The following is a 21,184-nucleotide window of genomic DNA, read 5'->3' on the forward strand; positions in this document are numbered from 1 at the left end:
GCGGCGGCTTCACCAGCGGCAGGGTGCGGCCGCGGACCACCCGCCGCACCCCGACCGGGCACGGCCCCGCGTAGCGGCGCAGCCGTTCCGCCGTCAGGGTGCGCAGCCTCAGGTCGAGGCAGCTGTCGTGGGCCGCCTCCGGGTTCCAGGTGCGGGTGGGCAGCCGGATGTGGTCGTCGCGGCCGAGCCGGTCCTGGCTGGTGCTCTTCAGCACCTCCAGCCGGTCCTCCCGGACGCGCACCACCAGCACCGGCCGGTCCTTGGATTCGCCGGACTCCTCGAACTGCACGTCCGCCCACCAGATCTCGCCCGGCACCGGCCGGCGCGCCGGCGGACGGAGGCCGCCGCCGGTCCACTCGACCGGGGGCAGCCCGGCGAGCAGCCGCACCCGCGGCACCCGCCAGAGCGCGGCCGCCGCCGTGCCGATCGCCACCAGCAGCGCCACCGCCGCCAGCACCGCGACCGTCGACCGCTCGGGCGCGCGGACCGACCACGCCGCCGAGGCCGCCGCCGCTGCCGCCGCCCCCGCCGCCGCCCGGACGGGACCGAGGTTGAGCAGCCCCCAGCCGAGGAGGCACAGCACCACCGCGAAGGTGGTGACGGCGCCCAGGCCGAGCAGGTGGTCGAAGTCGGGGCCGCCTCGGTGGTACGAGAGCAGCGCGGCGGACACGGCCGCCGCGAACAGCGCGAGCGACCGCGCCGCCAGCCGGTACCAGGGGAACCTGCGGCTCCGGTCGGGCCGCCGGGCCCAGGCCGTGGCGACCGCGGTGGCCACCGCCAGCGCGGCGAGCGCCGGCCACTGGTTCGCGCCCTGCGCGAGCTCGCGCTCGACCTCCGGGTCGCTGTGGCGGAGGTGGACGACCAGCACGGCGCAGGCCGCGTAGGTGAGCGAGGTCAGCCACAGCACCGGCAGAAGGAGCACGAGCCGCTTCGCGGAGCGCAGGATCATGGACGCAGGGTAGGGCCTGCGCGGCGCGGCCGACAGGGGTGGCCCCGCCCGCCGGGTTGACACCGTGTCAGTAACGCGCCGGCACCCGGCCGCAGCGGGCCGGGTGCCGGGGATGCGCCGTCGGGGGCGGGGGCTCCGTCAGGGGCAGGTGTAGGGGAAGGACACCGAGGAGGTGCCGCTGCCCGGTCCCACGATCTCCAGGGTGGCCGTGGCCTGCATGCTGCCGTGGCCCTGGAAGGTCCAGCGGAGCACCACGTCCGTGGTGCGGCGGCCGCTGGAGACCGGCTGGGTGAGGACACCGGAGTCGGTGCCGTCACTGCGCTTCCAGCGGTAGCGGACGGTGCCCGCGCCGCCCTCGGTGGAGATCGCTCCGGTGATCACCGCCGTGCCGTCGCACGAGGGCCCGTTCGCGTTGTCCGTGCGCACGGCGACACCGGTCACCGCGACCGGCCGCCCGTAACGGTCCCAGGCCAGCCAGGCGAGCACCGCGAGCAGCAGGAGCAGCGGCAGCAGCAGCCAGCGGCGGCGCCGGCGCTTCGGCTGCTCCGGGACCGGCGGCAGCGCGGTCGCCCCGTGCCAGACGGCGGCCGCCTGCGGGGGCACGCCCGGCCCGAAGCGCTGCAGCCCGTCCTGCGCCGCGGGCGCCGGACCGGGCACCGCGGCCGCGGAGGCAGCCGCAGCCGCAGCCGGGGGCACCGGAGTGCCCATGGCGGGGGTGAGGGGCGTGCCCATGGCGGGGGTGATCGGGGTGCCCATCGCCGGGGTCTGCGCCGGGACGGCGGTACCGACCGGCGGGGTCGGCCAGACCTGCGGGTCGAGGAAGGTGGCGCTCTCGAAGCTCTCGGCCGGCGGCTGCTGCTGCGAGGGCGGCGGGAGGTACGCCTGCGGCGCGGGCCGCGCCCCGGCTCCGCCGAGCAGGACGGTCGCGTCCGGGTTCGGCTGCGCGGGGTTCAGCCGGACGGTGCCCTCCGGGTCGGCCGCGGGCACCGGCGAGGAGCCGAAACGGACGGTCGCCTCCGGGTCGGGCTTCGCGGCGTTCAGCCGCACGGTGCCGTCCGGGTCCGCCTGCTTGGCCGGGCCGAGCCGGACGGTGCCCTCCGGGTCCGGCGCGGGCACGGGCACGTTGAGCCGGACGGTCGCGTCCGGGTTCGGCCGCGGCGCGTTCAGCCGGACGGTGCCCTCCGGATCGGCCTGCTCGGCCGGGCCCGGGCGAACGGTGCCCTCCGGGTCCGGCTGCTTCACCGGGCCGAGCCGGACGGTGCCCTCGGGGCCCGCCGCGGGCACGGGCGCCGGGCCGAGGCGGACGGTCTCCTCCGGGCCGGACTTCGGTGCGTTCAGGCGCACGGTCTCGTCCGCCCGGGGCGGCTTGGCGCCGAAGCGGACGGTGGCGTCCTCGTCCGGCTGCTGCGGGGTGCTCATGTCTCGTTTCCTCAGGTCAGGATGACGCAAGTGCTCGTGTTGACGGGACCGGATGCGCTGCCCTGGCCCGATTCGGCCGCCGGACTCGAACTCACCCGCGCAGTCCAGGAGCCGGAGGTGCTCGGAGCCGACACCGTGGTGCTGAAGCTTGTCTTGCCCTTCGGGAGGGTGAGCTGAACGGTGGAGACCGGCAGCCGGCTCACGCCCGAGTACCAGGCGACGGTCACCGTGCCGCTCGCCGCACCGTCCGTCGCGGCCGTGATCCTGGCGACCACCTCGTAGTTCCGGCTGCCGCAGGTGGTGCTGACGCTCAGTCGCATGACCCGCAGGGTCGGCGGCGGCGGGGCGCTGGTCGTGGGCGTGGTCGGCGGGGCGCTGGTCGGCGGCGTGGTCGGCGGGGCCGTGGTCGGCTTCTTGGTCGGGGAGGTGCTCGGCGAGGCGAACGGCGAGGTGGTCGGGGAGGCGCTCGGCGACGGCGACGCCGACGGGGAGGCCGACGGGGACGCGGACGCCGAGGGCGAACCGGACGGCGGGGCGGACGGCGACGGCACCGCCACCGGGCCGTCGGAACCGAAGGTCGTGGTGGCCTTCGGGGCGGCGACCTCGGTGGTCGTGGTGGAGTCGGAGGCGCCGGCGGCCGCGACCTCGGCGACGGTGCCGCCGAGCAGGTCGGGGCCGGTGGCGGCGCTCAGCAGCTTGGCCCGCGGACCGAACCGCCGGACGGCGGTGACGCCGCCCGGGGGCTGCGACAGGGTGGTGGTGGCGACCGAGGTGTTGCCGGCGGCGTGCCCGTGCGGGTGCGGCAGCAGCAGCGGCAGCAGCGCGACCAGGCCGGCCAGCTGCCGCCGGCCGCGCTCCTCCCAGTCCGGCCCGTACGCGCCGGCGGCGACCGCCTCCAGGTCGGCGACCAGCTCGGCGGCGCCCTCCGGCCGGTCCTGCGGGGTCTTGGCCAGGCCGGAGCGGATCAGCGGGCGCAGCGCCTCGGGGGCCTGCTCGTCGGGGATGTCCGCCTCGGTGTGCTGGACGGCCAGCTCCATCAGCGTGGTGCCGGCGTACGGCTTGGCGCCGGTCAGGCACTCGAAGAAGGTCGCGGTGGCGGCGTACACGTCGCCGCGCGGGGAGGCGGCCTCGCCGGCCCACTGCTCGGGCGCCATGTAGGCGGGGGTGCCGGCGATGTCGCCCTTGGCCCCGCTCTGCACCGCGATGCCGAAGTCGACCAGCTTGGAGACGCCCTCGGTGGTGACGATGACGTTGCCGGGCTTGTAGTCGCGGTGCACCACGCCGGCCCGGTGGGCGTCGGCGAGGCCGAGCAGCGAGCCCTTGAGCACGGTCAGCGCCGCCTCGGGGCCGGTGGCGCCCTCGGCCTGCAGCAGGTCGCGCAGCGAGATGCCGTCGACCAGCTCCATGACGATGGCGGCGCCCCGCGGGCCCTCCACGTACTCGTACAGACGGGTGACGTGCGGGGAGTCGAGGCCGGCGAGCAGCCCGGCCTCGGTGCGGAAGTTCTCGTGGTCGGCGTGGTCGCCGTTGAGGTACTTGACCGCGACGGGGGTGCCGGTCGCGTCGTGGCTGGCCAGCACGACGCGCCCGGCTGCTCCCGCACCGAGCTCGCGCTCGTGGGTGTAGCCGGGGAGCTCCCAGCGCGCGTCCTGCGGAATCGCAGCGTCCTGGGGGGCCTGGCCCTCGGGGCCGCCCTTGCCTCTGTTCTCGTCCACCGTTCCTGCCACCATGACGTCGATCACCGTACCGGGCGTACGGCCACCGACAGTGACGCACCCGTGGTCCGGCGGGTTCCGGTCCACGGGTGTCGGAAGGTCACGATTCGGCTGTTTCGCACACTACTTGTCGCCTGCGGCTACCTTCTTCCCGCGGTGGGCGGATCGGTCGTGCACGGTCACTCCGTGTCGCGGCGGCGGGCCGACTCGGCGGCCTCGGCGGCGACGGAACCGGCGTGCACCAGCCGGTGCCCGAGGTCGAGCAGGGCACGGCCGACGGCGAGCTCGTCGCCGATCATCGGGACGGCGGGGTCGTGGCTGCTGCGGCGGGCCTCGGCGTCGGCCTGCATCGCGCCGGTGCCCTCCGTCACGGTGCCGCCGGACTCGAGGACGGCGTGCGCCCTGGTGACGTCGCCGTCCTCGGTGACCATCAGCCGTACCTGCCACTCGCTGGTGTGCGGCCCCTCGCCGGCGAGCGCGCTCACCGGCCGGGCTCCTCGGAGGGCTCGTCGAGGCGGTCGCCCTCGGCCCTCGACTCGTCCTGCGCGTGCGCGGTCTGGTACGAGGTGATGCCCTCTTCGGGGTCGCGCGAGCGCACGTCCTCCTCGTCCCGCTCCGCCTTGTCGTTCATCCGCTGCTGCATGTCGGACATCGCCGCTCCCTGTGCTCGGGCGGTCGGCGGGCCCGTGGCGCCCGGCGGCGGCGGGCCGCCGCGGCGGGCGGGGCCGGCCGCGTTCCTGCTTCCAGCGTGCTCCTGCCCGGGCCCGCGGGCCACAGCGGACGGCGGCCGCACCACCGCCGCCGGGTGCCGGTGTCAGCCGAGCCCGGCCAGCAGACCGGGGTTGACCAGGCCGACGACGGCCCGGACGTCGGCCTCGCCGACCGCCGGCCAGAGCACCCTGCGGGCGGCCCGGTAGCGCCCGGCGAGCCGCAGGCGGTGGGCCTCGGGCAGCTGCGCCGCCCGTTCCGGCAGCGAGTTGTGCGCGTTGTCCGCGATCTTCAGCAGGGCCGCCGAGTGGTCGCCGGCGATCTGCGCCAGCATCTCCTCGTAGGGCGTGCCCGGGACCTTGGTGACCCGCCGGACGGTCGCCACCACGGCGGACGGCACCCCGGCGCGCAGCAGGTCCTCGGCGGTCAGCGGGGTGTCCTCCAGCACGTCGTGCAGCAGCCCGGCCATCTGCAGGCCGGTGCCGAACGGGGCGAGGCCGGCCGCCACCGCCCGGACGTGCTCGACGTACGGCACGCCGATCTTGTCGGTCTGCCCGGCGTGGGCACGGGCGGCCAGGGCATCGACGTCGGCCAGGGCCGGTTCGGCCACGGTGGTCTCCCCTCGGGTACGGCGCCGGGCCCCGACGGCCCGTCAGTCGCGGCGAAATATAGTCGGCCGGGCCGACGGGAAGGAGCAGCAGGGTGCGGGTGACACCGATCTCCGCGGAACGGCTGACCGCCCTGGTCGCCGACCGGGTCGAGCAGGCCGCGCGGAACGCGCCGTGGGTGCGGGTCGCGGTGGACGGCGCGGACGCCGCCCGGCCGGGCGCGCTGGCGGACGCCCTGGTCGGGCCGCTGCGGCTGCGCGGCCGCCCGGTGCTGCGGGTGTCCGCCGCGGACTTCCTGCGGCCCGCCTCGATCCGACTGGAGTACGGCCGGCAGGACGCCGACGCCTTCCACGACCTCTGGCTCGACGACGGCGCGCTGCTGCGTGAGGTACTGGCACCGCTCGACCCGGGCGGCAGCGGACGGGTGCTGCCCTCGCTGTGGGACGCCGTCGCCGACCGGGCCACCCGGGCGCCGTACACCGAACTGCCGCCGGGCGGGGTGTTGCTGCTGGACGGCCCGCTGCTGCTCGGCCGCTGGCTGCCCTTCGAGCTGACGGTCCACCTCGCGATGGGCCCGGGCGCGCTCGCCCGGCACACCGCCGGGGCCGAGCGCTGGACGCTGCCCGCCTTCGCCCGCTACGAGGAGGAGACCCGGCCGCGGGAGGCCGCCGACCTGGCGGTGAAGGTCGACGACCCGCGGCACCCGGCGCTCGTCGAGCCCTGAGCACGGAGGGCACGGGCCCTCCCCGCGGGTAATCCCGTTGCCGCCGGACGGGCCCGGCCGGGATGCTCGGCGGATGTCCGAGAGCGCCTTCGCCCCCTACCCGAAGATCCCGGAGCGGGCGGCGCTCAGCCGGTCCGCCGTCCGTGCCTGGGCCGCCACCGAGAAGGTGCACGGCGCCCACCTCGCCCTGCTCTGCGAGGACGGCGCGGTCCGCGCGGCCAAGCGGCGCGCGCTGCTGGACGGTGACGCACTCGACGGCTTCTTCGGCCTCGCCCGGATCTGGCCGGCCCTCTCGGTGGCGGCCGGCCGCGTCGCCGCGGCCCTGCGCGAGGAGCTCCGGGCCGCGGGGCGGGTGGTGCTGTACGGCGAGCTGTTCGGCGGCCGCTACCCGCACCCGGCCGTCCCGCCGCAGGACGGCGCCCAGGCCGTGCAGACCGGCGTCTGGTACGCGCCGGGCCTGCACTGGTCGGTCTTCGACGCGGTGGTGGAGGTCCACGGGGAGCGGTGGTGGGCCGGCGACGCGGCGCTGCGCCGGGCCGCGGCGGCCGCGGCCGGGCTGCCGTGTGCCCCGCTGCTCGGCGAGGGACCGCTGGTACGGCTGCAGGAGCTGCCCGCGGCCTTCCCGAGCCTCGTCCCCGCCGGGTTCGGCCTGCCGCCGCTGGCGGGCAACCTCGCCGAGGGGTACGTGCTGAAACCCGCCGGGGCCGTGCCGGTGGCCGTCGGCCGGCCGGTGCTCAAGGTCAAGCAGCCGGGCCCCCCCCCCGCGGCCGGGGCCCCCTCCGCCGTCTCCAAACTCGGCCCGGCGGCCGCTCCGGCGGCGGTCGCCGCCGAGATCGCCCGGGACACCGTCGAGGACCTCGCGGACCGGCTCGGCGGCCTGCCCGCCGCGCAGGCCGTCCGCCTCACCGCATGCCTCGGCAGCGCGGCCCTGGAGCTGGCCCGCCTCGACGCGGCCGGGCGGCGCACCCCGTGAGCGCGGGCGCCGTCCCCGGCCCGGGCGGTTCAGCCGGGGGTCGGGCCGCGCTGGCAGTGCGGGCACCAGACGGCGGGGCGGTCCTCGGCGTGCGGGGCGGTGCGCAGCCGGGTGCCGCAGCGCGCGCAGGGACGGCGGGCCCGGCCGTAGACCCAGGTGCGGCGGTCCGGGTGCGGGTCGCGGGTGGTGATCCGCTCGGCCCGCAGCTTGTTGGCCTCCAGCAGGTGCTGCGCCTTGGCGAGGACCCGGTCGAGCACGGCGACCTCGCCGACCGGGGTCCACGGGGTGACACCGGCCATGAAGCACAGCTCGTTGGCGTACACGTTGCCGATGCCCGCCAGGTTGCGCTGGTCGAGCAGGGCCTCGCCCGCCGGCCGGGCCGGGTCGGCGGCGAGCCGGCGCAGCGCCTCGGCGGCGTCCCAGTCCGGGCCGAGCAGGTCGGGTCCGAGGTGGCCGACGGCCCGGTCCTCGTCGGCGGTGCGGAGCAGTTCGACGACGGGGAGGCGGTAGCCGACGGCGGTGCGCTCGGCGGTGCCGAGCACGGCGCGGATCTGGTGCGCCGGGCCGCCGTGCCACTTCTCTCCGGTGCGGAAGACCGCCCAGCGGCCGTCCATCCGCAGATGGGTGTGCAGGGTGAGGCCGTCGTCGAAGCGGGTGAGCAGGTGCTTGCCGCGCGGCACGACGTCCAGCACCAGGCGGTCCGTCAGGTCGGCGGTGGCGTGGGCGGGCACGCGCAGGTCGGCCGCGGTCAGCCGGTGGCCGGCCAGGGCCTCCCGCAGCTGCGCGGCCGTGCGGTAGACGGTGTCGCCTTCGGGCACTCCCCCATCATGCCGGTCCGGCGGGGCGCGGTGGCAGGATGCGGGCCGGAGAGGGAGGCACGGTGACCGGTCGGGCGGTGCGGAGCACGGTGGAGTGCGGGCGGTGCGGCGGCGCCGTCCGCCGGGAGGTCGGCCAGTTCGTGCGGTGGGGGCGGCTCGGCTGGGGCGTGGACACGGACTGCGCCGATTGCTCGGTCATCTCCTGCGAGGAGGACTGGGGCCCGGCGCCCGACTCCGTCCGGCGGGTGCTGCTGGCCGAGCACGGCACCTTCGCCGTCCGTCCGGTGGGATCCGCGGTGAGCGGGCTCGCCCTGCTGCGGGTGCTGCGCGAGGACGGTACCCGCTCGCTCGCCGAGGCCCGGCGTCTGGCCGGCGAACTGGCCGGGGCCGGCCTCACCGGCACCGAGGTGGAGATGGAGTTCCTGGCCGGGCGGCTCCGCCTCCACGGGGTGGCGGCCGCGGTCGGGCCGGTCGGCGCCGGGCCGGGTCAGGCCTCGGCCGGGCGGTAGACCGTCAGCCCGGCGGGCGTCTTGGCGAGCAGCAGGTGCTCGGGGGCGTCGACGACCTCGCCGTCGACCGCGGCGTGGGCGACACCCCGCAGGTCGGTCAGGTCGAGGGCGGACAGCCGGGCCTCGCGGTAGACCGGGGAGCGGCCGAGGGTGCCGAGCAGGAAGGCGGCGACCAGGCGCGTCCGGGCGAAGGGGTGGCTGCCGTCGACCGCGCGGACGTCGAGCAGGCCGTCGTCGAGGCGGGTGCGCCGGGTCGGGGCGAAGCCGGGCGGGTCGTACACGCTGTTGCCGGCGAACAGCAGCCACAGGTTGCGCGGCACCCCGGCGACGGAGACCCGGACGGGTTCGGCGGAGGAGAGCACCTCGACCAGGGCGACGGCGAGCGCCGGCCACTTGCCGATCCGCTTCTCGTGGCGCTCCCGGATGCGGACGAGGTCCGGGTAGACGCCGATGCTGAAGGTGTTGAGGAACGGCAGGTCGGTGCCGTCCGGCCCGCTGACCCGGCCGAGGTCGACGGCGACCGCGCTGCCGCTCTCCACCGCCTCGGCGGTGCGGGCGAGTTCGTCGACACCGAGGTCGAGGGCGAAGTGGTTGAGGGTGCCGCCGGGGAAGACGGCGAGCGGCAGACCGGCCCGGCGGGCGACGGAGGCCGCCAGGTTGACGGACCCGTCGCCGCCGCAGACGCCGAGCGCACCGCCGGCCCCGGCGGCCCGGGCGGCGGCCTGCTCGACCAGGTCGGCCAGGTCGTCCTCGGGGCCGCGTTCGACGATCTCCGCCTCGGGGAGCAGGCGGCGGAGTTCGGCGACGGTGGCCCCGGGGCCGTCCGGCCCGGCGGTGGCGTTGACCACGACGACCAGCCCGGCGCCGCGCGGCAGCGCGGGGGCGGTGATCCGCGCCGGGGCCGCCCGGGCCGGCTCCTCGGCGGCGCGCGGCCACCACCGGGTGGTGAGCAGCGCGGCGCCGTCGCCGAGCGCCGCCCCGGTCAGCACCGCACCGGGGTAGTGCACCCCGACGTACACCCGGGAGGCCATCACCCCGAACGCCAGCGGGGCGGCGCAGACGGCGAGCGCGGGCGACTCCAGCGCCAGGCCGACGGTGAAGGCCGCGGCGGAGGCGGAGTGGCCCGAGGGGAAGGAGGTGGTCAGCGGCTGGACGGCCAGCCGCCGGGCGAGCGGGACGTCGTCGAGCAGCGGCCGGGGCCGCCGGGTGGCGTACTTCGCCGGGACGTTCGCCAGCAGCGAGGCCAGGGCGAGCGAGCCGGCCCCGCGCAGGGCGGCCCGCCGGGCGGTGCGGTTGCCGGTGGCGGCGAGCGCGGCGGCGACGCCGAACCACAGCACCCCGTGGTTGGCCGCCTTGCTGAGCCGGGGCAGCACCGGGTGGGCACCGCGCAGCCGGCTGACGGCGACGCGGGCGAAGAGTCGGCGGTCGAGACTGCGCAGCGCCCTCATGGAGTCAGCCTAGGCCCTCCGCCGCGGACCGCGCCGGATCAGCGCGCGGCGACGGGCCCGGGGCCGGGCGAGCCTGCGGACCGTCCCGGTGCCGGACCGCCCTTGCGCGGGACCGCACTTGGCCCGGTCCGACCGGAGCAGCGGCGGCGGTGTCCGGACCGGCGAGGCGCTGCGGGCGGCTGACGGTCGGCCACACCGCACGCGGGCGGGCCGACGGGCCGACGGAGGAGCCGGCCGCGCGGGGCCTGCCGGCGGGCGGTTCGCCGGCAGGCCGTCCTGCGGCCGGGGCGGCCTGCGGTCACATGACCATGCAGGAGTACCCGACCGCGGGGTCGGGTGCGCCGCCGTTGGCGACGAAGCCGAAGGTGGTGGAGGCGCCGGCGGCGAGGGAGCCGTTCCAGTCCGCGTTGTCGACGGTGGCGGCCGTGCCGGTGCCGGTGCTGACGCCGTTCCAGACGCTCGCCAGCGACTGGCCACCGGGCAGGGTGAAGTGCACCATCCAGCCGAGGATCGGGGTGGTGCCGGTGTTCTTGACCGTCACCTCGCCCTGGTAGCCGCCGGACCAGCTGCCGACGGTGCGGTAGGCGGCGGAGCAGGCGGCGCCGGCCGGCGGCGGGTCGGTCGGGCCGCTGCCGTCGCCGACACCGGTGACCTGGCCGGTGCCGCCGTCGAAGACCACGTCGGAGCAGGAGTAGAAGGTCTCGGCGCTGTCCGAGCGCTGCCAGACGGTGTAGATGACGTGCCGTCCGGACTTGTTCGCGGGCAGCGTGCCGTTCCAGGTGTACTTGCCGTCGATCGTGCCGACCGTCCCGGACAGCGGCGGGTTGGCCACGGACCGGAAGGGCGTGCTCTCCAGGGCGTCCCAGGTGAGCGGCTGGGCCGGGTCGAAGCCGTCCTTGGTGACGTACTGGTGGAAGGAGCCGGGGTGGGCCGCCCAGGCGTTGTAGCTGAAGGTGAACGCGGCGCCGCTCGTCAGGTGGGTCAGCGGCCAGTCGGTGCGGACCTGGTCGAAGCCGGTGAAGTTGGGGTTGCCGCCGCTGCAGAGCTGTCCGTCCGGGACGAAGCCGCGGGTGCGGCCCGCGCCGTCCGAGCGCAGCACGGAGAACCAGTTGTAGAACGGGGTGGTGCCGCCGGTGGCGGCCGCGGCGGCGCAGGCCGCGTTGCGGGGCTTGATCTCCCCGGTGGGGGTGATGGCGTCCTGGTAGCAGAGGAAGGTCCGGCTGCCGGGCGCCATCGGCGCGCCGTGGGCCGCGGCCCGGGGGCTGCCCAGCACCACCAGCACGAGTGCGGGCAGGGCGGCGAGCAGGGTGAGCAGGCTGATCAGGTGTAACCGTCGGCGGAGGTCGGCCATGTGCGTCGTCCCTTTCGGCAGGTGGGGCGGGGACCGCGGGGCGGGCCCCGGGCGAAGGGGTGGGAGCGCTCCCATTCGGAACGTAGCGCGGACTCCGCCGGCTGTAAACGGATTCGGTCGCGGCTATGACAAATTCCCGGACCCGCGCCGCCGGGCGGGCCGCCGCTCACGCCCGGGCGGCCGCGGCGTCCGGCAGCGCGATCTCGAAGCAGCAGCCGCCGGCGACGTTGCGGACGGTCGCCCGTCCCTCGTGCGCCTCCACGATGCCGCGGACGATCGCCAGGCCGAGGCCCGCCCCGGAGTCCCCGTGGTGCGGGCCCGCGCCGCCGCCCGTGCTCCGCGGGGTCCGGGCGGCACCGCCGCGGAAGCCGGTCTCGAAGACCCGCGGCAGGTCGGCCTCGGGGATGCCGCCGCAGCCGTCCGTCACCGAGACCAGCACCTCGTCCTCCGCGCGCCGCGCCGCGACCGCCACCACCCCGTCCGCTGGGGTACAGCGGATCGCGTTGACCAGCAGGTTGCCGAGCACCCGGGTGATCTCACGGCCGTCCACCTCGACCGGCTCGGCGGCCACCGCGCCGCCCGCCAGCCGGACGCCGCGCTCACGGGCCAGCGGGGCCGCGCCGGCGATCGCGTCGCCGACCAGGTCGTACACCGACACCCGGGACGGCGAGAGCGTCAGCGCACCCGCCTGGATCCGGGACAGCTCGAACAGGTCGTCCACCATGCCGGTCAGCCGGTCCACTTCGGTGCGCATCCGGGCCAGGTAGCGCGGCGGGTCCTCGGCGACCCCGTCCTCCAGCGCCTCCGCCATCGCCCGCAGGCCCGCCAGCGGGGTGCGCAGATCGTGCGAGATCCAGGCGATCAGCTCCCGGCGCGACTGCTCCAGGGCCTGCTCGCGCCGGCGCGACTCCGCCAGCCGGGCACTGGTCGCCGCCAGCTCCTCGCTGAGCTGGGCGAGTTCGCTGCCGAGCGGCTGCACCGGCGGGGCGAAGCCGCCCTCACTGCCCACCGTCCGGGCGGCCGCCGCCAACGCCCGGCTGCCCGCCACCACCTGTCGGCCCAGCAGCGCCGCGGTGGCCACCGAGACGACCGCGGCCATCAGGGTCACCGTGACGACCACGCCGAGGTCGTGCTCCGAGAGGAACATCGCCTGCGCCACCGCCACCGTGCCGGTGGTCATCGCCAGCACCGTCACCACGGCCACGCACAGCAGCGAGAGCGCGACCGACCGGCGGCGCAGCAGCCGCACCGCCGGCCAGCCGAGCAGGCCGGCCGCGCCGGCGCCCAGGGCGGCGAAGGCGGCGATCAGCATCAGGTCCCTCATGGCGGTGTCAGCTCCCCACCGGGTCGAAGCGGTAGCCGACGCCCCAGACCGTCGTGATCAGGCGCGGCGCCGCCGGATCGTCCTCGATCTTCTCGCGCAGCCGGCGGACGTGGACGGTCACCGTGGACAGGTCGCCGAACTCCCAGCCCCACACCTGCTGCATCAGCTCCTCCCGGCCGAACGCCCGGCCCGGGTGCCGGAGGAAGAACGCCAGCAGGTCGAACTCGCGCAGTGTGAGCGACAGTTCGACGCCGGCCCGGTGGGCGCGGCGGGCCTGCGGGTCGAGTTCCATGTCGCCGCTCGCCAGCACCGGGGCCGGCGCCGCGGAGGGCGGGGCGGCCGCGGCCCCGGCGCGGCGCAGCACGGAGCGCACCCGCAGCACCAGTTCGCGCGGGCTGAACGGCTTGGTGACGTAGTCGTCCGCGCCGAGTTCCAGGCCGAGGATGCGGTCGGACTCGTCGCCCTTCGCGGTGAGCATCACCACCGGCAGCCGGGCGCCGTGCTCGGTCGCGCGCAGCCGGCGGCAGACCTCCAGGCCGTCGATGCCGGGCAGCATCAGGTCGAGCACCACCAGGTCGGGGCCGTGCGCGGCGGCGGCCAGCGCCTGGTGGCCGTCGGCGGCCCGGTCGACGGTGTAGCCGGCCCGCCGGAGGTAGCCGGTGACGACCTCGGCGACGGTCGGATCGTCGTCGACCACCAGGATGCGGCCGGCGTTCGGGGGTCGGCTGTCGCCGTCGGACGCGTTCACGCCTCCGAGGATAGGCAGACGGCCGGGGCCTGCCGCCCGGCCCCGGCGGTCCGTACGACTTCCGTAAGGACCCGCTCACGGCCACCCGGGGAGTCCGGGTGGCCGTGCGGCGGCCGTCAGGGTGCGGCCGTGGCGGATTCGGGGCCGGGGACGTCGCGCAGCCGGCGGAGCGGGGAGAAGAAGACGAACCAGCCGGCCGCCCAGGTGCCGACGAGGGCCAGCCCGAGTGCGGGCCGGATCCCGATCAGCGTGCCGAGCAGCCCGCCGAGGACGCCGCCGACCGGCAGGGTGCCCCAGACGACCCAGCGGACGGCCGCGTTCATCCGGCCCATCAGCTCCGGCGGTGTCACCGACTGCCGGTAGCTGAGCTGCGCGACGTTGTAGACCATCGCGGAGAAGCCCGCGACGCCCCAGCCCAGCGGGAAGAGCAGCACCCCCCAGCCGGGCCGGGCGGCCGCCGCGACGACCTGCGGCGCGCCGAACACCAGCATCGACACCCAGATGATCCGGGCCGAGCCGAGCCGCTCGGCCAGCCGGCCGGCGAACAGCCCTCCGGCGATCCCGCCGACGGCCGCGGCCGCCATCACCAGCCCGGTCAGCGCGGGCCCCACGTGCAGCACCCGGACGAGGAAGACCATCGCCAGCGCCGAGACCATGCCGGAGAACAGGTTCGCGGTGGCGGTGCACGCCACGACCCGGCGCAGGATGCGGTGCCCGAGGACGAACCTCAGGCCCTCGGCGATCCGGCGGCGCAGCGTCCCGTCCGCCGGCCGCGCCCGCGGACGCTCCTCCCGGGTCCTGATCCCGAGGACCGACAGGACCGAGAGCGCGTAGGACAGCGCGTCGGCCGTCATCGCCCCCGCGGCGCCGACCGACCAGACCAGCCCGCTGCCCAGCCCCGGCCCGCCGAACTGTGCGAGTGCCTGGGTGGTCCCGAGCTTGCCGTTGGCGTTCATCAGGTGCTCGGCGCGGACGAGCGACGGCACGTAGCTCTGGTACGAGACGTCGAAGAACACCGAGCAGACGCCCGCCGCCACGGCGACCGCGTACAGCTGGGCCATCGTCAGGACGCCGAACGCCGCGGCCAGCGGGACCGATCCGATGATCACCAGCCGGAGCAGATTGCAGACGATCATGACGGAGCGCTTGGCGGTGCCGTCCACCATCGCACCGGCCGGCAGCGCGATCACCGCGAACGCCAGTGTGGTGGCCGCGGTCAACAGGCCGACCTGGAAGGTGCTCGCGCCGAGCGCGACGACCGCGAGCAGCGGCAGGGCGACCTCGGTGACCGCCGATCCCGTCTCACTGACCGTCTGGCCGCCCCACAGCAGCATGAAGTCCCGCTGCCGCCACAGGCTCGGACCGTGGCCCGTCGCCCCGGCGTCCCGCACGTCCTGCGCCGCTTCCGTCACCGCACCGGCTCCGCTCCCGTCGCGGCCCGGACGGTGCCGCCGTTCACCGGCGCGCCGGCACCGTCCGTGCGGGGCAGGGGGATCGCCCGCCTCACGCGCCGTCCGCGCGCAGCCAGTTGCCGGGGAGGTCCTTGCGGAGGCCGTCGAGGGCCTCGGCGGTGCGGGCGCGGGCGCGGAGGGCGCCGCCGTCGTCCGCGCGGAGCAGCACGTCGTCCCCGGCGAACCAGCGGCTGCCGGCCGGGGCGGAGAACACCGGGTAGTCGGGGAAGGGCAGTTGGACGTAGCCGTCCTCGAGGGCGAGGAGCGTCGCGACGTCGAGCGGTTCGAGGAGGTCGGCGTGGCCGTCGGGGGCGTGCAGGGACTCGGAGAGGACGAGTTCGACCAGGGCCACCGAGAGCCGGTCCAGCCAGGGCCGCCGGCTGCCGTCGCTCTCCAGCACCACGGCCGGGTCGGGCCGGTGCAGTTCGTCGAGCGGGACGCCCCAGGCGGTGGCGCCCTCCTTCGCGTGGCGGAGGACCAGCAGGTGGCCCCCGGCGTCGAGGTGGAGCTCCGCGGGGTCGAGCAGCGGGTCGCGGTTGGCGGTGAGGTCGGTGCGCCGGCCGAACCGGCCGTAGGCCTCGCGGAGCGCCGCGGGCAGCCGGTGGCCGAGCCGCTCCTCCGCGGCGGCGAGGTCGGCCTCCGCCCAGCCGTCGCCCTCCGCGAGCGGAGCGACCCAGTGCTCCGCGAAGTCCTGCACGAACCACCAGGCCGCCGCACGGTCTTCGAGACCGGCCGCGACACCTTCGACGAGATCGAACCCGTGTGTCATACCCGGGACCCTACCGGCCGGGTCCGACCGTCCGGCAGGCGCCCGGAAATCCGGGCGACAGGGCGTCAGCCGCACTGGCAGGCTGGGTCGATGGACACCACGAGCACCACCGATCCCGGGGAATGGGTGACCCTCTTCACCGTCGAGAACCTGTCCGGTCTGCCGCGCCCGGGGTTCGCCCTCGCCGTTTGACTGCGCGACCGCGGCATCGACTGGTCGCCGCTCGACGGGCAGGACGTCCGCCACGACCTGGCCTGCGGGCCCGATCCCGCGCTCGGCGGGCGCTGGCGCGGCCACGTCACCGTCCGGGTCCGCGCCGCCCCGCTGCGCCGCCTCGGCCTGCATCCCGACCAGGCCGCCGCCCGCGTCCTCCCGCCCTTTGCACCGGACTGGTGGGGCCCCTGGGCGTACCGCCGGAAGCAGGCCGTCCGCCGCGAGGAGGTCGCCCGGGCACGCCGCCTGTGGACGGCGGCCGGGTGACGGAGGCCGGCCGTCGGGACCGCAACGGTCAGTCGCTGTCCGGGAGTTCCGCCGCTTCGCCGAGGAGCGGGGCCAACAGGTCGCCGTGCTCGGCGGTGCGGGCGAGGACGTCCTCGGGGGTGAACGCGAGGTCGCCGGGGGCGGTGCACTGCTCGACCTCGGCCCAGGTGATCGGGGTGGAGACGCCGGGGGTCGCGGTGGCGCGCAGGGTGTAGGGCGCCGCGGTGGTCTTCGCGGTGGTGTTCTGCGACCAGTCGACGAAGACCTTGCCGCGGCGCAGCGCCTTGGCCATCCTGCTGACCACGTGGCGGGGGTGGTCGGCGGCCAGGCGTTCGGCGAGCGTGCGGGCGTAGCCGACGACGGCGGAGGCCCCGCTCGGCCGCAGTGCCGCGTACAGGTGGAGGCCCTTGCTGCCGGAGGTCTTGACGTGGGCGGTGAGGCCGTCCTCGGCGAGGCGTTCGCGGACGAGCAGGGCGACCGCGCAGCAGAGCATGACGTCGGCGCCGGGGCCCGGGTCGAGGTCGATGACCAGCCGGTCGTGGTCGGCGGGCCCGGTGTCGGCGTTCCACTGCGGCACGTGGAGTTCGAGGGCGTACCCGTTGGCGAGGGCCATCAGGGTGGGCAGGTCGTCGACGGTGACGCGGTCCTTGGGCCCCTCGTGGCTGTCGACGACCATGGTGCGGACCCAGTCGGGCAGGCCGGGCGGCGGGTTCTTGGCGAAGAAGCCCTCCTCGCCGACCCCGGAGGGGAAGCGCAGCAGGGTGGCCGGCCGGCGCCGGACGTGCGGCAGCAGGTGCGGCGCGACCTGGGCGTAGTAGTAGAGGGCCTGGCCCTTCGTCCAGCCGGTGGCCGGCCACAGCACCTTGTCCAGGTGGGAGAGGACCAGGCGGCGGCCTTCGACTTCCGTGACCTGTCGCTCCGGCATACCGTGGTAAATCCCCATGAAAGCGGCAGGTCATGCCACAGGTCACCTGGAAAGGTGTCCACCCGGAAGACCCCGGCGAAGAAGGCGCCGGCCAAGAAGGCCGCGGCGGCCCGCAAGGCCCCGACCGAGCGGACCGCCGCGGCTGCGAAGAAGACGGCAGCGAAGACCACCGCCAAGGAGGCCGCACCGCGCCGGGCGTCCTGAACCGCGGCGGGCGGGGCAGGGCTGGGCACGGCGTCGGCCCGAGGGCTCGGTCGCGTCGGTGAGCCGGGCCCTCGGAACGCCAGACTAGGGGGCGGCCGGGGCAGCGAAACGGTTCTCCCTGCGGCGCCCGCGCGGCGCGCCCCTGCGTGCGGAGGCGGGTGCGGAGCCGGTCACCCGGCGGCGGGCGGCTCGGGGACGCCGGCCAGCCCGGTCTCCAGGCCGTCGAGGGCGTGCGAGCAGACGCAGTCCCGCGCGGCCGGCAGGTCGGCCACCGCCTTGAACAGCACCGTGCGCAGCCGGTCCACGTTGCGGGCGAAGACCTCCAGCACCTCGGCGTGGGTGACGCCCTCGCCGGTCTCCACCCCCGCGTCCAGATCGGTGACCAGCGCCAACGAGGTGTAGCAGAGCCCGAGTTCGCGGGCGAGCACGGCCTCCGGATGGCCGGTCATGCCGACCACCGACCAGCCGTTGGCGGTGAACCAGCGGGACTCCGCGCGGGTGGAGAAGCGCGGCCCCTCGATGACCACCAGGGTGCCGCCGTCGACCGGCTCCCAGGCGTTGGCGCGGGCGGCGGCCAGCGCGGCCCGCCGGCCGTCCGGGCAGTACGGGTCCGCCATCGAGACGTGCACCACCTCCGGCAGCGAGCCGTCCGGCAGCGGCAGTCCGTCGTAGAAGGTCTGGGCCCGGCCGAGGGTCCGGTCGACGAACTGGTCCGGCACCAGCAGCGTGCCCGGGCCGTACTCGGTGCGCAGCCCGCCGACCGCGCACGGCCCGAGCACCTGCCGCACCCCGAGGGAGTGCAGCGCCCACAGGTTGGCCCGGTAGTTGATCCGGTGCGGCGGCAGGGTGTGCCCGCGGCCGTGCCGCGGCAGGAAGGCGACGCTGCGGCCCGCCACCTCGCCGAGGAAGACCGAGTCGCTCGGCGGCCCGTACGGGGTCTGCACGGTGACCTCGGTGACGTCGTCGAGCAGCGCGTACAGGCCGGAACCGCCGATCACGCCGATCTCGGCCCGGGCGGGGGCGCCCGTGGCGGGCGGGATCGAGGGGGCGTCAGGCATGGCCTCTCCTTCGGGGGTGACGGTCTCTCGTCGGACGGCTGCCGGCCGGAACCGCGGCCGGCCGGCGTCCCCAACCCTACGAGCCGCGGGGCCGCACCAACGGGACGGACGCCGAACGGTCCGCGGACGGCGCACCCGCGGGCGCCGGCGGCCGGGCCGTCCTCCCGGCCGCTCCGCGGCGCCGCGTACAGTGACAGCCTCGGCTGACAGGAGTGACGGCGATGGACGGACAGGCGGTCCCGGGGGCACCCGGCCACCGGGCGCTGGTGTGGCGCGAGCGGCCCGAGGCACCCGCCGCCGCGGTGCTGGTGCTGCACGGCGGCCAGGAGGCGGGCCTGCACCGGCCCGGCCCGGTCAACCTGCCCGGGCTGCGGATGCGCCCCTTCGCCCGGGCCGTGGAGAAGGCCACCGCCGGCGCGGGAGTGGCGGTCGGCGTCGTCCGCTACCGCTGCCGCGGCTGGAACGGCGAGCGCGCCGACGCCGCCCAAGACACCCTCGCCGCCCTGGAGGAGCTCGCCGAGGAACTCGGCCCGGTGCCGACCGTGCTGATCGGCCACTCGATGGGCGGCCGCGCCGCCCTGCGGGCCGGCGGGCACCCCTGTGTGACCGGCGTGGTCGCACTCGCCCCCTGGTGCCCCGACGACGAGCCGTGCGAGCACCTGACCGGCCGCCGTCTGCTGATGCTGCACGGCGACCTGGACCGGGTCACCGCGCCGGACGCCACCCTGCGCTTCGCCGGCCGGGCCCGCGACGCCGGCGCCCGGGCGGCCGGCTACCGGGTGGCGGGCAGCGGTCACACCCTGCTGCGCCGGGCCGGCGACTGGCACCGCGCGACCGCCGAACTCACCGCCGGCCTGCTGGGGTTGCGCGACCTCCCGCCGGACGTGGCGGCCGCCCTCGACCTGCCGGCCTCGGCCGACGGCGGACTCCTGCTCGCCCTCGCCCACCGCTGACCGTCCGCCGTCCGGGGCCCCGCACGGAAAGCGTTGTGCGGACCCTGGGCGCGGCTCTGCGGCGGCGCTACATTGTGCCGGCCGTCCCCTCGCACACCCCGCGGGAGCACCTCCCCACGGGCACGGGTGCGCCGGGGCGCGTGGGGCACAAGGGCACTTCCACGGGCCGGCGCGGCCGGGCACGGCACGTCCTGATGGCGCGGGACGCCCCGAACGGGGCGGAGGGGCGGCGGCGATGGGTTCTGCGGTCCGGGCGGGAGCGGCCGGCGTGCTGGGCGGCAAGACCGCCGCCGCGGTGGCGGCCGGGGCCCTGGTGCTCACCGGCGCGGTCGGCGCCGGCGTGTGGTGGGCGAGGACGGAGCCGCAGCTGCGGGTGGTGCAGCGCAACGCGCAGGTGGCGCTGGAGGCCGGCGGGCAGCGGACGGCGGTGGCGGGCTGTGCCGCGAACGAGACGGCGCTCGGCGGCGGGTACGCCGTCGACGGCGCCGGCTACGCCACCACCAGCGAGTTCGTCGGCAGCAGCGCGTGGCTGGCGGCCGCGTACAACCCGGGCAGCGCGCCGGTCACCCTCACCGTGTACGCGCTGTGCGTGAACGCGCCGGTGGAGTTCGCGCCGCGCGGCGGCTACACCCGGCGGGCGCTGGCCTTCCGGGACCGCGTGGACAAGGTGACCGCCGGCGCCGACGGCCGGATCCACGACCTGACCACGGACGGCCCCTGGGCCGGGCTGGCCGGCTCCGCGCTCGGCACGGACACCTGCATCCCCGGATTCACCATGACCGGCATGGAGTTCCGGGCCGACCGGGCCGTCACCGGGCACGGCGCGGCCCCGCTGCCGCTGGAGCGGCTCGCCCCGCTCGACGGCTCCGGCACCGCCCCGTTCTCCTGGGTGGCCTCGGTCAATCCCGGGACCCGACTCGCGTCCCGCACCTACCCGTTGCAGAGCAGCGACAGTGCCGAACGCCGGACCAGGATCGAGGACCCGCAGCCGCCGCAGGCCAACTACGCGGTCGGCGTCCGGGCGATCTGCGCCAAGCTGAAGGACGTCTCCGTGGTGACCGCGCAGGCCGCCGTCGCGGCCGGCGGCACGGCCGAACTCACCGTGCGGTGCCCGAAGAAGACCTTCGCGGTGGGCGGCGGTTTCGGCTTCACCGTGGCCTCCGCGGGCGGCGGCGCCCGTCCGCAGCCGTACTTCGGCGACGGCCTGCTGTACGCCTCCGCGGACGGACCGCCGCCCGGCAGCTCCGGGCACGTCGTCCGGGAGTGGCACCTCGCCGGACGCAACGAGCAGACCGCCGGCACCCAGTTCCACGACTCGGTGTGGATCGAGCACCGCAACCGCGAAGAGCTCACCGGCAACGGCTACTTCGACTCGCGGGCGCGCGGCGCCGACGACCAGGAGCTCCGCGGCGCCACCGTGCCGGCGAGCCAGCAGATCACGGCCGTCGCGGTCTGCGGCACGGTCGACGCCCCGCCCACCCGGCCGGGCCCGACGGTGACCGCGGCCGCCCCGGCCGTCCCGCCGCCCTCCTGGGACGTCCCGACCGTCCCGGGCCTGCCGACCCCGGCGACGGCCGGGCCGAGCGGTTCGCCCGGCCCGTCCGCGTCCGTCGGCACGCCCACGGCCGGGCCCTCGGCCGGCGGCGCCTCCCGCACGCCCGGCGCCACACCGCGGCCGGGCGCGAGCACCGTCACCGCGCCCGCGCCGGGCGGCAGCGCCTCGGCCCGGCCGCAGCCCCCGGTGGTCGCCGTCACCGCGCCGCAGCCGGGCGGGACGCTCCACCGGGGCTGCGAGGAGACGTTCACGGGCACGGCCCGCACCCGGCCGGGCGACCGGCCGATCACCGACCCGCAGCACACCCTCTGGCAGATCACCGGACCGGGCGGCCCGGTCACCCTCGGCACCGGCGGCTCCGGGCGCAGCACCGTGCCGCTGCTCGCCGACGGCGACTACACCCTCGACTTCGCGGCCACCGACCCGGACAGCGGCCTCGTCGCGCACGCCCGGACCACCGTCCGGATCGCCGGCTGCCTGCGCTGACGGTACGGC

Annotated in this window: 21 protein-coding genes; 6 read left to right on the top strand and 15 right to left on the bottom strand. The window is 76.8% G+C overall.

The window, feature by feature from the left end:
- The 6 genes from ABD353_RS12210 to ABD353_RS12235 form a co-directional block, all read right to left on the bottom strand.
- Positions 1-949 (bottom strand): type II toxin-antitoxin system PemK/MazF family toxin (locus ABD353_RS12210; protein WP_344623556.1); only part of this gene is annotated, 949 nt, incomplete at its 3' end.
- Positions 950-1,087: 138 nt separating this feature from the next.
- The gene (locus tag ABD353_RS12215) at positions 1,088-2,368 is read right to left on the bottom strand and encodes a hypothetical protein (RefSeq protein ID WP_344623557.1); all 1,281 of its coding nucleotides are present in this window, start codon (positions 2,366-2,368) and stop codon (positions 1,088-1,090) included.
- Between the two features lie 11 nt (positions 2,369-2,379).
- Positions 2,380-4,083 (bottom strand): serine/threonine-protein kinase, encoded by a 1,704-nt coding sequence (locus ABD353_RS12220; protein ID WP_344623558.1) that lies wholly within the window; start codon positions 4,081-4,083, stop codon positions 2,380-2,382.
- A gap of 179 nt (positions 4,084-4,262) precedes the next feature.
- Positions 4,263-4,568: a dsRBD fold-containing protein gene (locus ABD353_RS12225; RefSeq protein ID WP_344623559.1), complete on the bottom strand. Its 306-nt coding sequence runs from the start codon at positions 4,566-4,568 to the stop codon at positions 4,263-4,265.
- Positions 4,565-4,735, bottom strand: coding sequence for a hypothetical protein (locus ABD353_RS12230; protein ID WP_344623560.1), 171 nt, complete (start codon positions 4,733-4,735; stop codon positions 4,565-4,567). The genes ABD353_RS12225 and ABD353_RS12230 overlap by 4 nt, the downstream gene beginning before the upstream one ends.
- 162 nt (positions 4,736-4,897) lie before the next feature.
- Positions 4,898-5,401: an HD domain-containing protein gene (locus tag ABD353_RS12235; RefSeq protein WP_344623561.1), complete on the bottom strand. Its 504-nt coding sequence runs from the start codon at positions 5,399-5,401 to the stop codon at positions 4,898-4,900.
- A gap of 92 nt (positions 5,402-5,493) precedes the next feature.
- On the opposite strand from ABD353_RS12235, the gene ABD353_RS12240 reads away from it, so the two are divergent.
- A complete protein-coding gene (locus ABD353_RS12240; RefSeq protein ID WP_344623562.1) occupies positions 5,494-6,123 on the top strand; it encodes a nucleoside/nucleotide kinase family protein in 630 nt (209 codons plus the stop codon).
- A gap of 73 nt (positions 6,124-6,196) precedes the next feature.
- On the top strand, positions 6,197-7,096 hold the full coding sequence (locus ABD353_RS12245) for an RNA ligase family protein (RefSeq protein ID WP_344623563.1): 900 nt from the start codon (positions 6,197-6,199) through the stop codon (positions 7,094-7,096).
- 29 nt (positions 7,097-7,125) lie between these two features.
- Here ABD353_RS12245 and ABD353_RS12250 read toward each other — a convergent pair whose 3' ends face one another.
- Complete coding sequence (locus ABD353_RS12250; protein WP_344623564.1) at positions 7,126-7,914, bottom strand: DNA-formamidopyrimidine glycosylase family protein; 789 nt, start codon at positions 7,912-7,914, stop codon at positions 7,126-7,128.
- A 62-nt stretch (positions 7,915-7,976) separates the two neighbouring features.
- Between ABD353_RS12250 and ABD353_RS12255 the strand changes: the two genes are divergently transcribed.
- A complete protein-coding gene (locus tag ABD353_RS12255; protein WP_344623565.1) occupies positions 7,977-8,423 on the top strand; it encodes a hypothetical protein in 447 nt (148 codons plus the stop codon).
- Here the strand turns inward: ABD353_RS12255 and ABD353_RS12260 are convergent.
- The 7 genes from ABD353_RS12260 to ligD form a co-directional block, all read right to left on the bottom strand.
- Positions 8,402-9,871 (bottom strand): bifunctional phosphatase PAP2/diacylglycerol kinase family protein, encoded by a 1,470-nt coding sequence (locus ABD353_RS12260; protein ID WP_344623566.1) that lies wholly within the window; start codon positions 9,869-9,871, stop codon positions 8,402-8,404. The genes ABD353_RS12255 and ABD353_RS12260 overlap by 22 nt on opposite strands.
- Positions 9,872-10,169: 298 nt before the next feature.
- A complete protein-coding gene (locus ABD353_RS12265; protein ID WP_344623567.1) occupies positions 10,170-11,222 on the bottom strand; it encodes a lytic polysaccharide monooxygenase auxiliary activity family 9 protein in 1,053 nt (350 codons plus the stop codon).
- A gap of 166 nt (positions 11,223-11,388) precedes the next feature.
- On the bottom strand, positions 11,389-12,546 hold the full coding sequence (locus ABD353_RS12270; protein ID WP_344623568.1) for a sensor histidine kinase: 1,158 nt from the start codon (positions 12,544-12,546) through the stop codon (positions 11,389-11,391).
- Between the two features lie 7 nt (positions 12,547-12,553).
- Entirely contained in the window at positions 12,554-13,294 is a 741-nt protein-coding gene (locus ABD353_RS12275; protein ID WP_344623569.1) for a response regulator transcription factor, read from the bottom strand.
- 116 nt (positions 13,295-13,410) lie between these two features.
- On the bottom strand, positions 13,411-14,706 hold the full coding sequence (locus ABD353_RS12280; RefSeq protein ID WP_344623570.1) for an MFS transporter: 1,296 nt from the start codon (positions 14,704-14,706) through the stop codon (positions 13,411-13,413).
- A gap of 91 nt (positions 14,707-14,797) precedes the next feature.
- The gene (locus tag ABD353_RS12285) at positions 14,798-15,514 is read right to left on the bottom strand and encodes an SMI1/KNR4 family protein (protein ID WP_344623571.1); all 717 of its coding nucleotides are present in this window, start codon (positions 15,512-15,514) and stop codon (positions 14,798-14,800) included.
- 508 nt (positions 15,515-16,022) lie between these two features.
- Positions 16,023-16,919 carry a non-homologous end-joining DNA ligase gene (gene ligD, locus ABD353_RS12290; RefSeq protein ID WP_344623572.1) on the bottom strand — a complete coding sequence of 299 codons (897 nt, stop codon included), beginning with the start codon at positions 16,917-16,919 and terminating at the stop codon, positions 16,023-16,025.
- Positions 16,920-16,973: 54 nt separating this feature from the next.
- On the opposite strand from ligD, the gene ABD353_RS12295 reads away from it, so the two are divergent.
- A complete protein-coding gene (locus tag ABD353_RS12295) occupies positions 16,974-17,123 on the top strand; it encodes a hypothetical protein (protein WP_344623573.1) in 150 nt (49 codons plus the stop codon).
- 170 nt (positions 17,124-17,293) lie between these two features.
- On the opposite strand, the gene ABD353_RS12300 is transcribed toward ABD353_RS12295, so the two are convergent.
- Positions 17,294-18,181 (bottom strand): S-methyl-5'-thioadenosine phosphorylase, encoded by an 888-nt coding sequence (locus ABD353_RS12300; RefSeq protein ID WP_344623574.1) that lies wholly within the window; start codon positions 18,179-18,181, stop codon positions 17,294-17,296.
- 221 nt (positions 18,182-18,402) lie between these two features.
- On the opposite strand from ABD353_RS12300, the gene ABD353_RS12305 reads away from it, so the two are divergent.
- Positions 18,403-19,134 carry an alpha/beta fold hydrolase gene (locus ABD353_RS12305; protein ID WP_344623575.1) on the top strand — a complete coding sequence of 244 codons (732 nt, stop codon included), beginning with the start codon at positions 18,403-18,405 and terminating at the stop codon, positions 19,132-19,134.
- Between the two features lie 235 nt (positions 19,135-19,369).
- Positions 19,370-21,175 carry a hypothetical protein gene (locus ABD353_RS12310; protein WP_344623576.1) on the top strand — a complete coding sequence of 602 codons (1,806 nt, stop codon included), beginning with the start codon at positions 19,370-19,372 and terminating at the stop codon, positions 21,173-21,175.
- The last annotated feature ends 9 nt before the right edge of the window (positions 21,176-21,184 follow it).

The organism is Kitasatospora arboriphila (genome assembly GCF_039528095.1).
Lineage (GTDB): Bacteria > Actinomycetota > Actinomycetes > Streptomycetales > Streptomycetaceae > Kitasatospora > Kitasatospora arboriphila.

Coding starts and splice junctions, on each gene's coding strand:
- ABD353_RS12270 (WP_344623568.1), bottom strand. CDS start 12,546: ATGAGGGACCTGATGCTGATCGCCGCCTTCGCCGCCCTGGGCGCCGGC.
- ABD353_RS12285 (WP_344623571.1), bottom strand. CDS start 15,514: ATGACACACGGGTTCGATCTCGTCGAAGGTGTCGCGGCCGGTCTCGAA.
- ABD353_RS12265 (WP_344623567.1), bottom strand. CDS start 11,222: ATGGCCGACCTCCGCCGACGGTTACACCTGATCAGCCTGCTCACCCTG.
- ligD (WP_344623572.1), bottom strand. CDS start 16,919: ATGCCGGAGCGACAGGTCACGGAAGTCGAAGGCCGCCGCCTGGTCCTC.
- ABD353_RS12230 (WP_344623560.1), bottom strand. CDS start 4,735: ATGTCCGACATGCAGCAGCGGATGAACGACAAGGCGGAGCGGGACGAG.
- ABD353_RS12310 (WP_344623576.1), top strand. CDS start 19,370: ATGGGTTCTGCGGTCCGGGCGGGAGCGGCCGGCGTGCTGGGCGGCAAG.
- ABD353_RS12260 (WP_344623566.1), bottom strand. CDS start 9,871: ATGAGGGCGCTGCGCAGTCTCGACCGCCGACTCTTCGCCCGCGTCGCC.
- ABD353_RS12215 (WP_344623557.1), bottom strand. CDS start 2,368: ATGAGCACCCCGCAGCAGCCGGACGAGGACGCCACCGTCCGCTTCGGC.
- ABD353_RS12305 (WP_344623575.1), top strand. CDS start 18,403: ATGGACGGACAGGCGGTCCCGGGGGCACCCGGCCACCGGGCGCTGGTG.
- ABD353_RS12245 (WP_344623563.1), top strand. CDS start 6,197: ATGTCCGAGAGCGCCTTCGCCCCCTACCCGAAGATCCCGGAGCGGGCG.
- ABD353_RS12300 (WP_344623574.1), bottom strand. CDS start 18,181: ATGCCTGACGCCCCCTCGATCCCGCCCGCCACGGGCGCCCCCGCCCGG.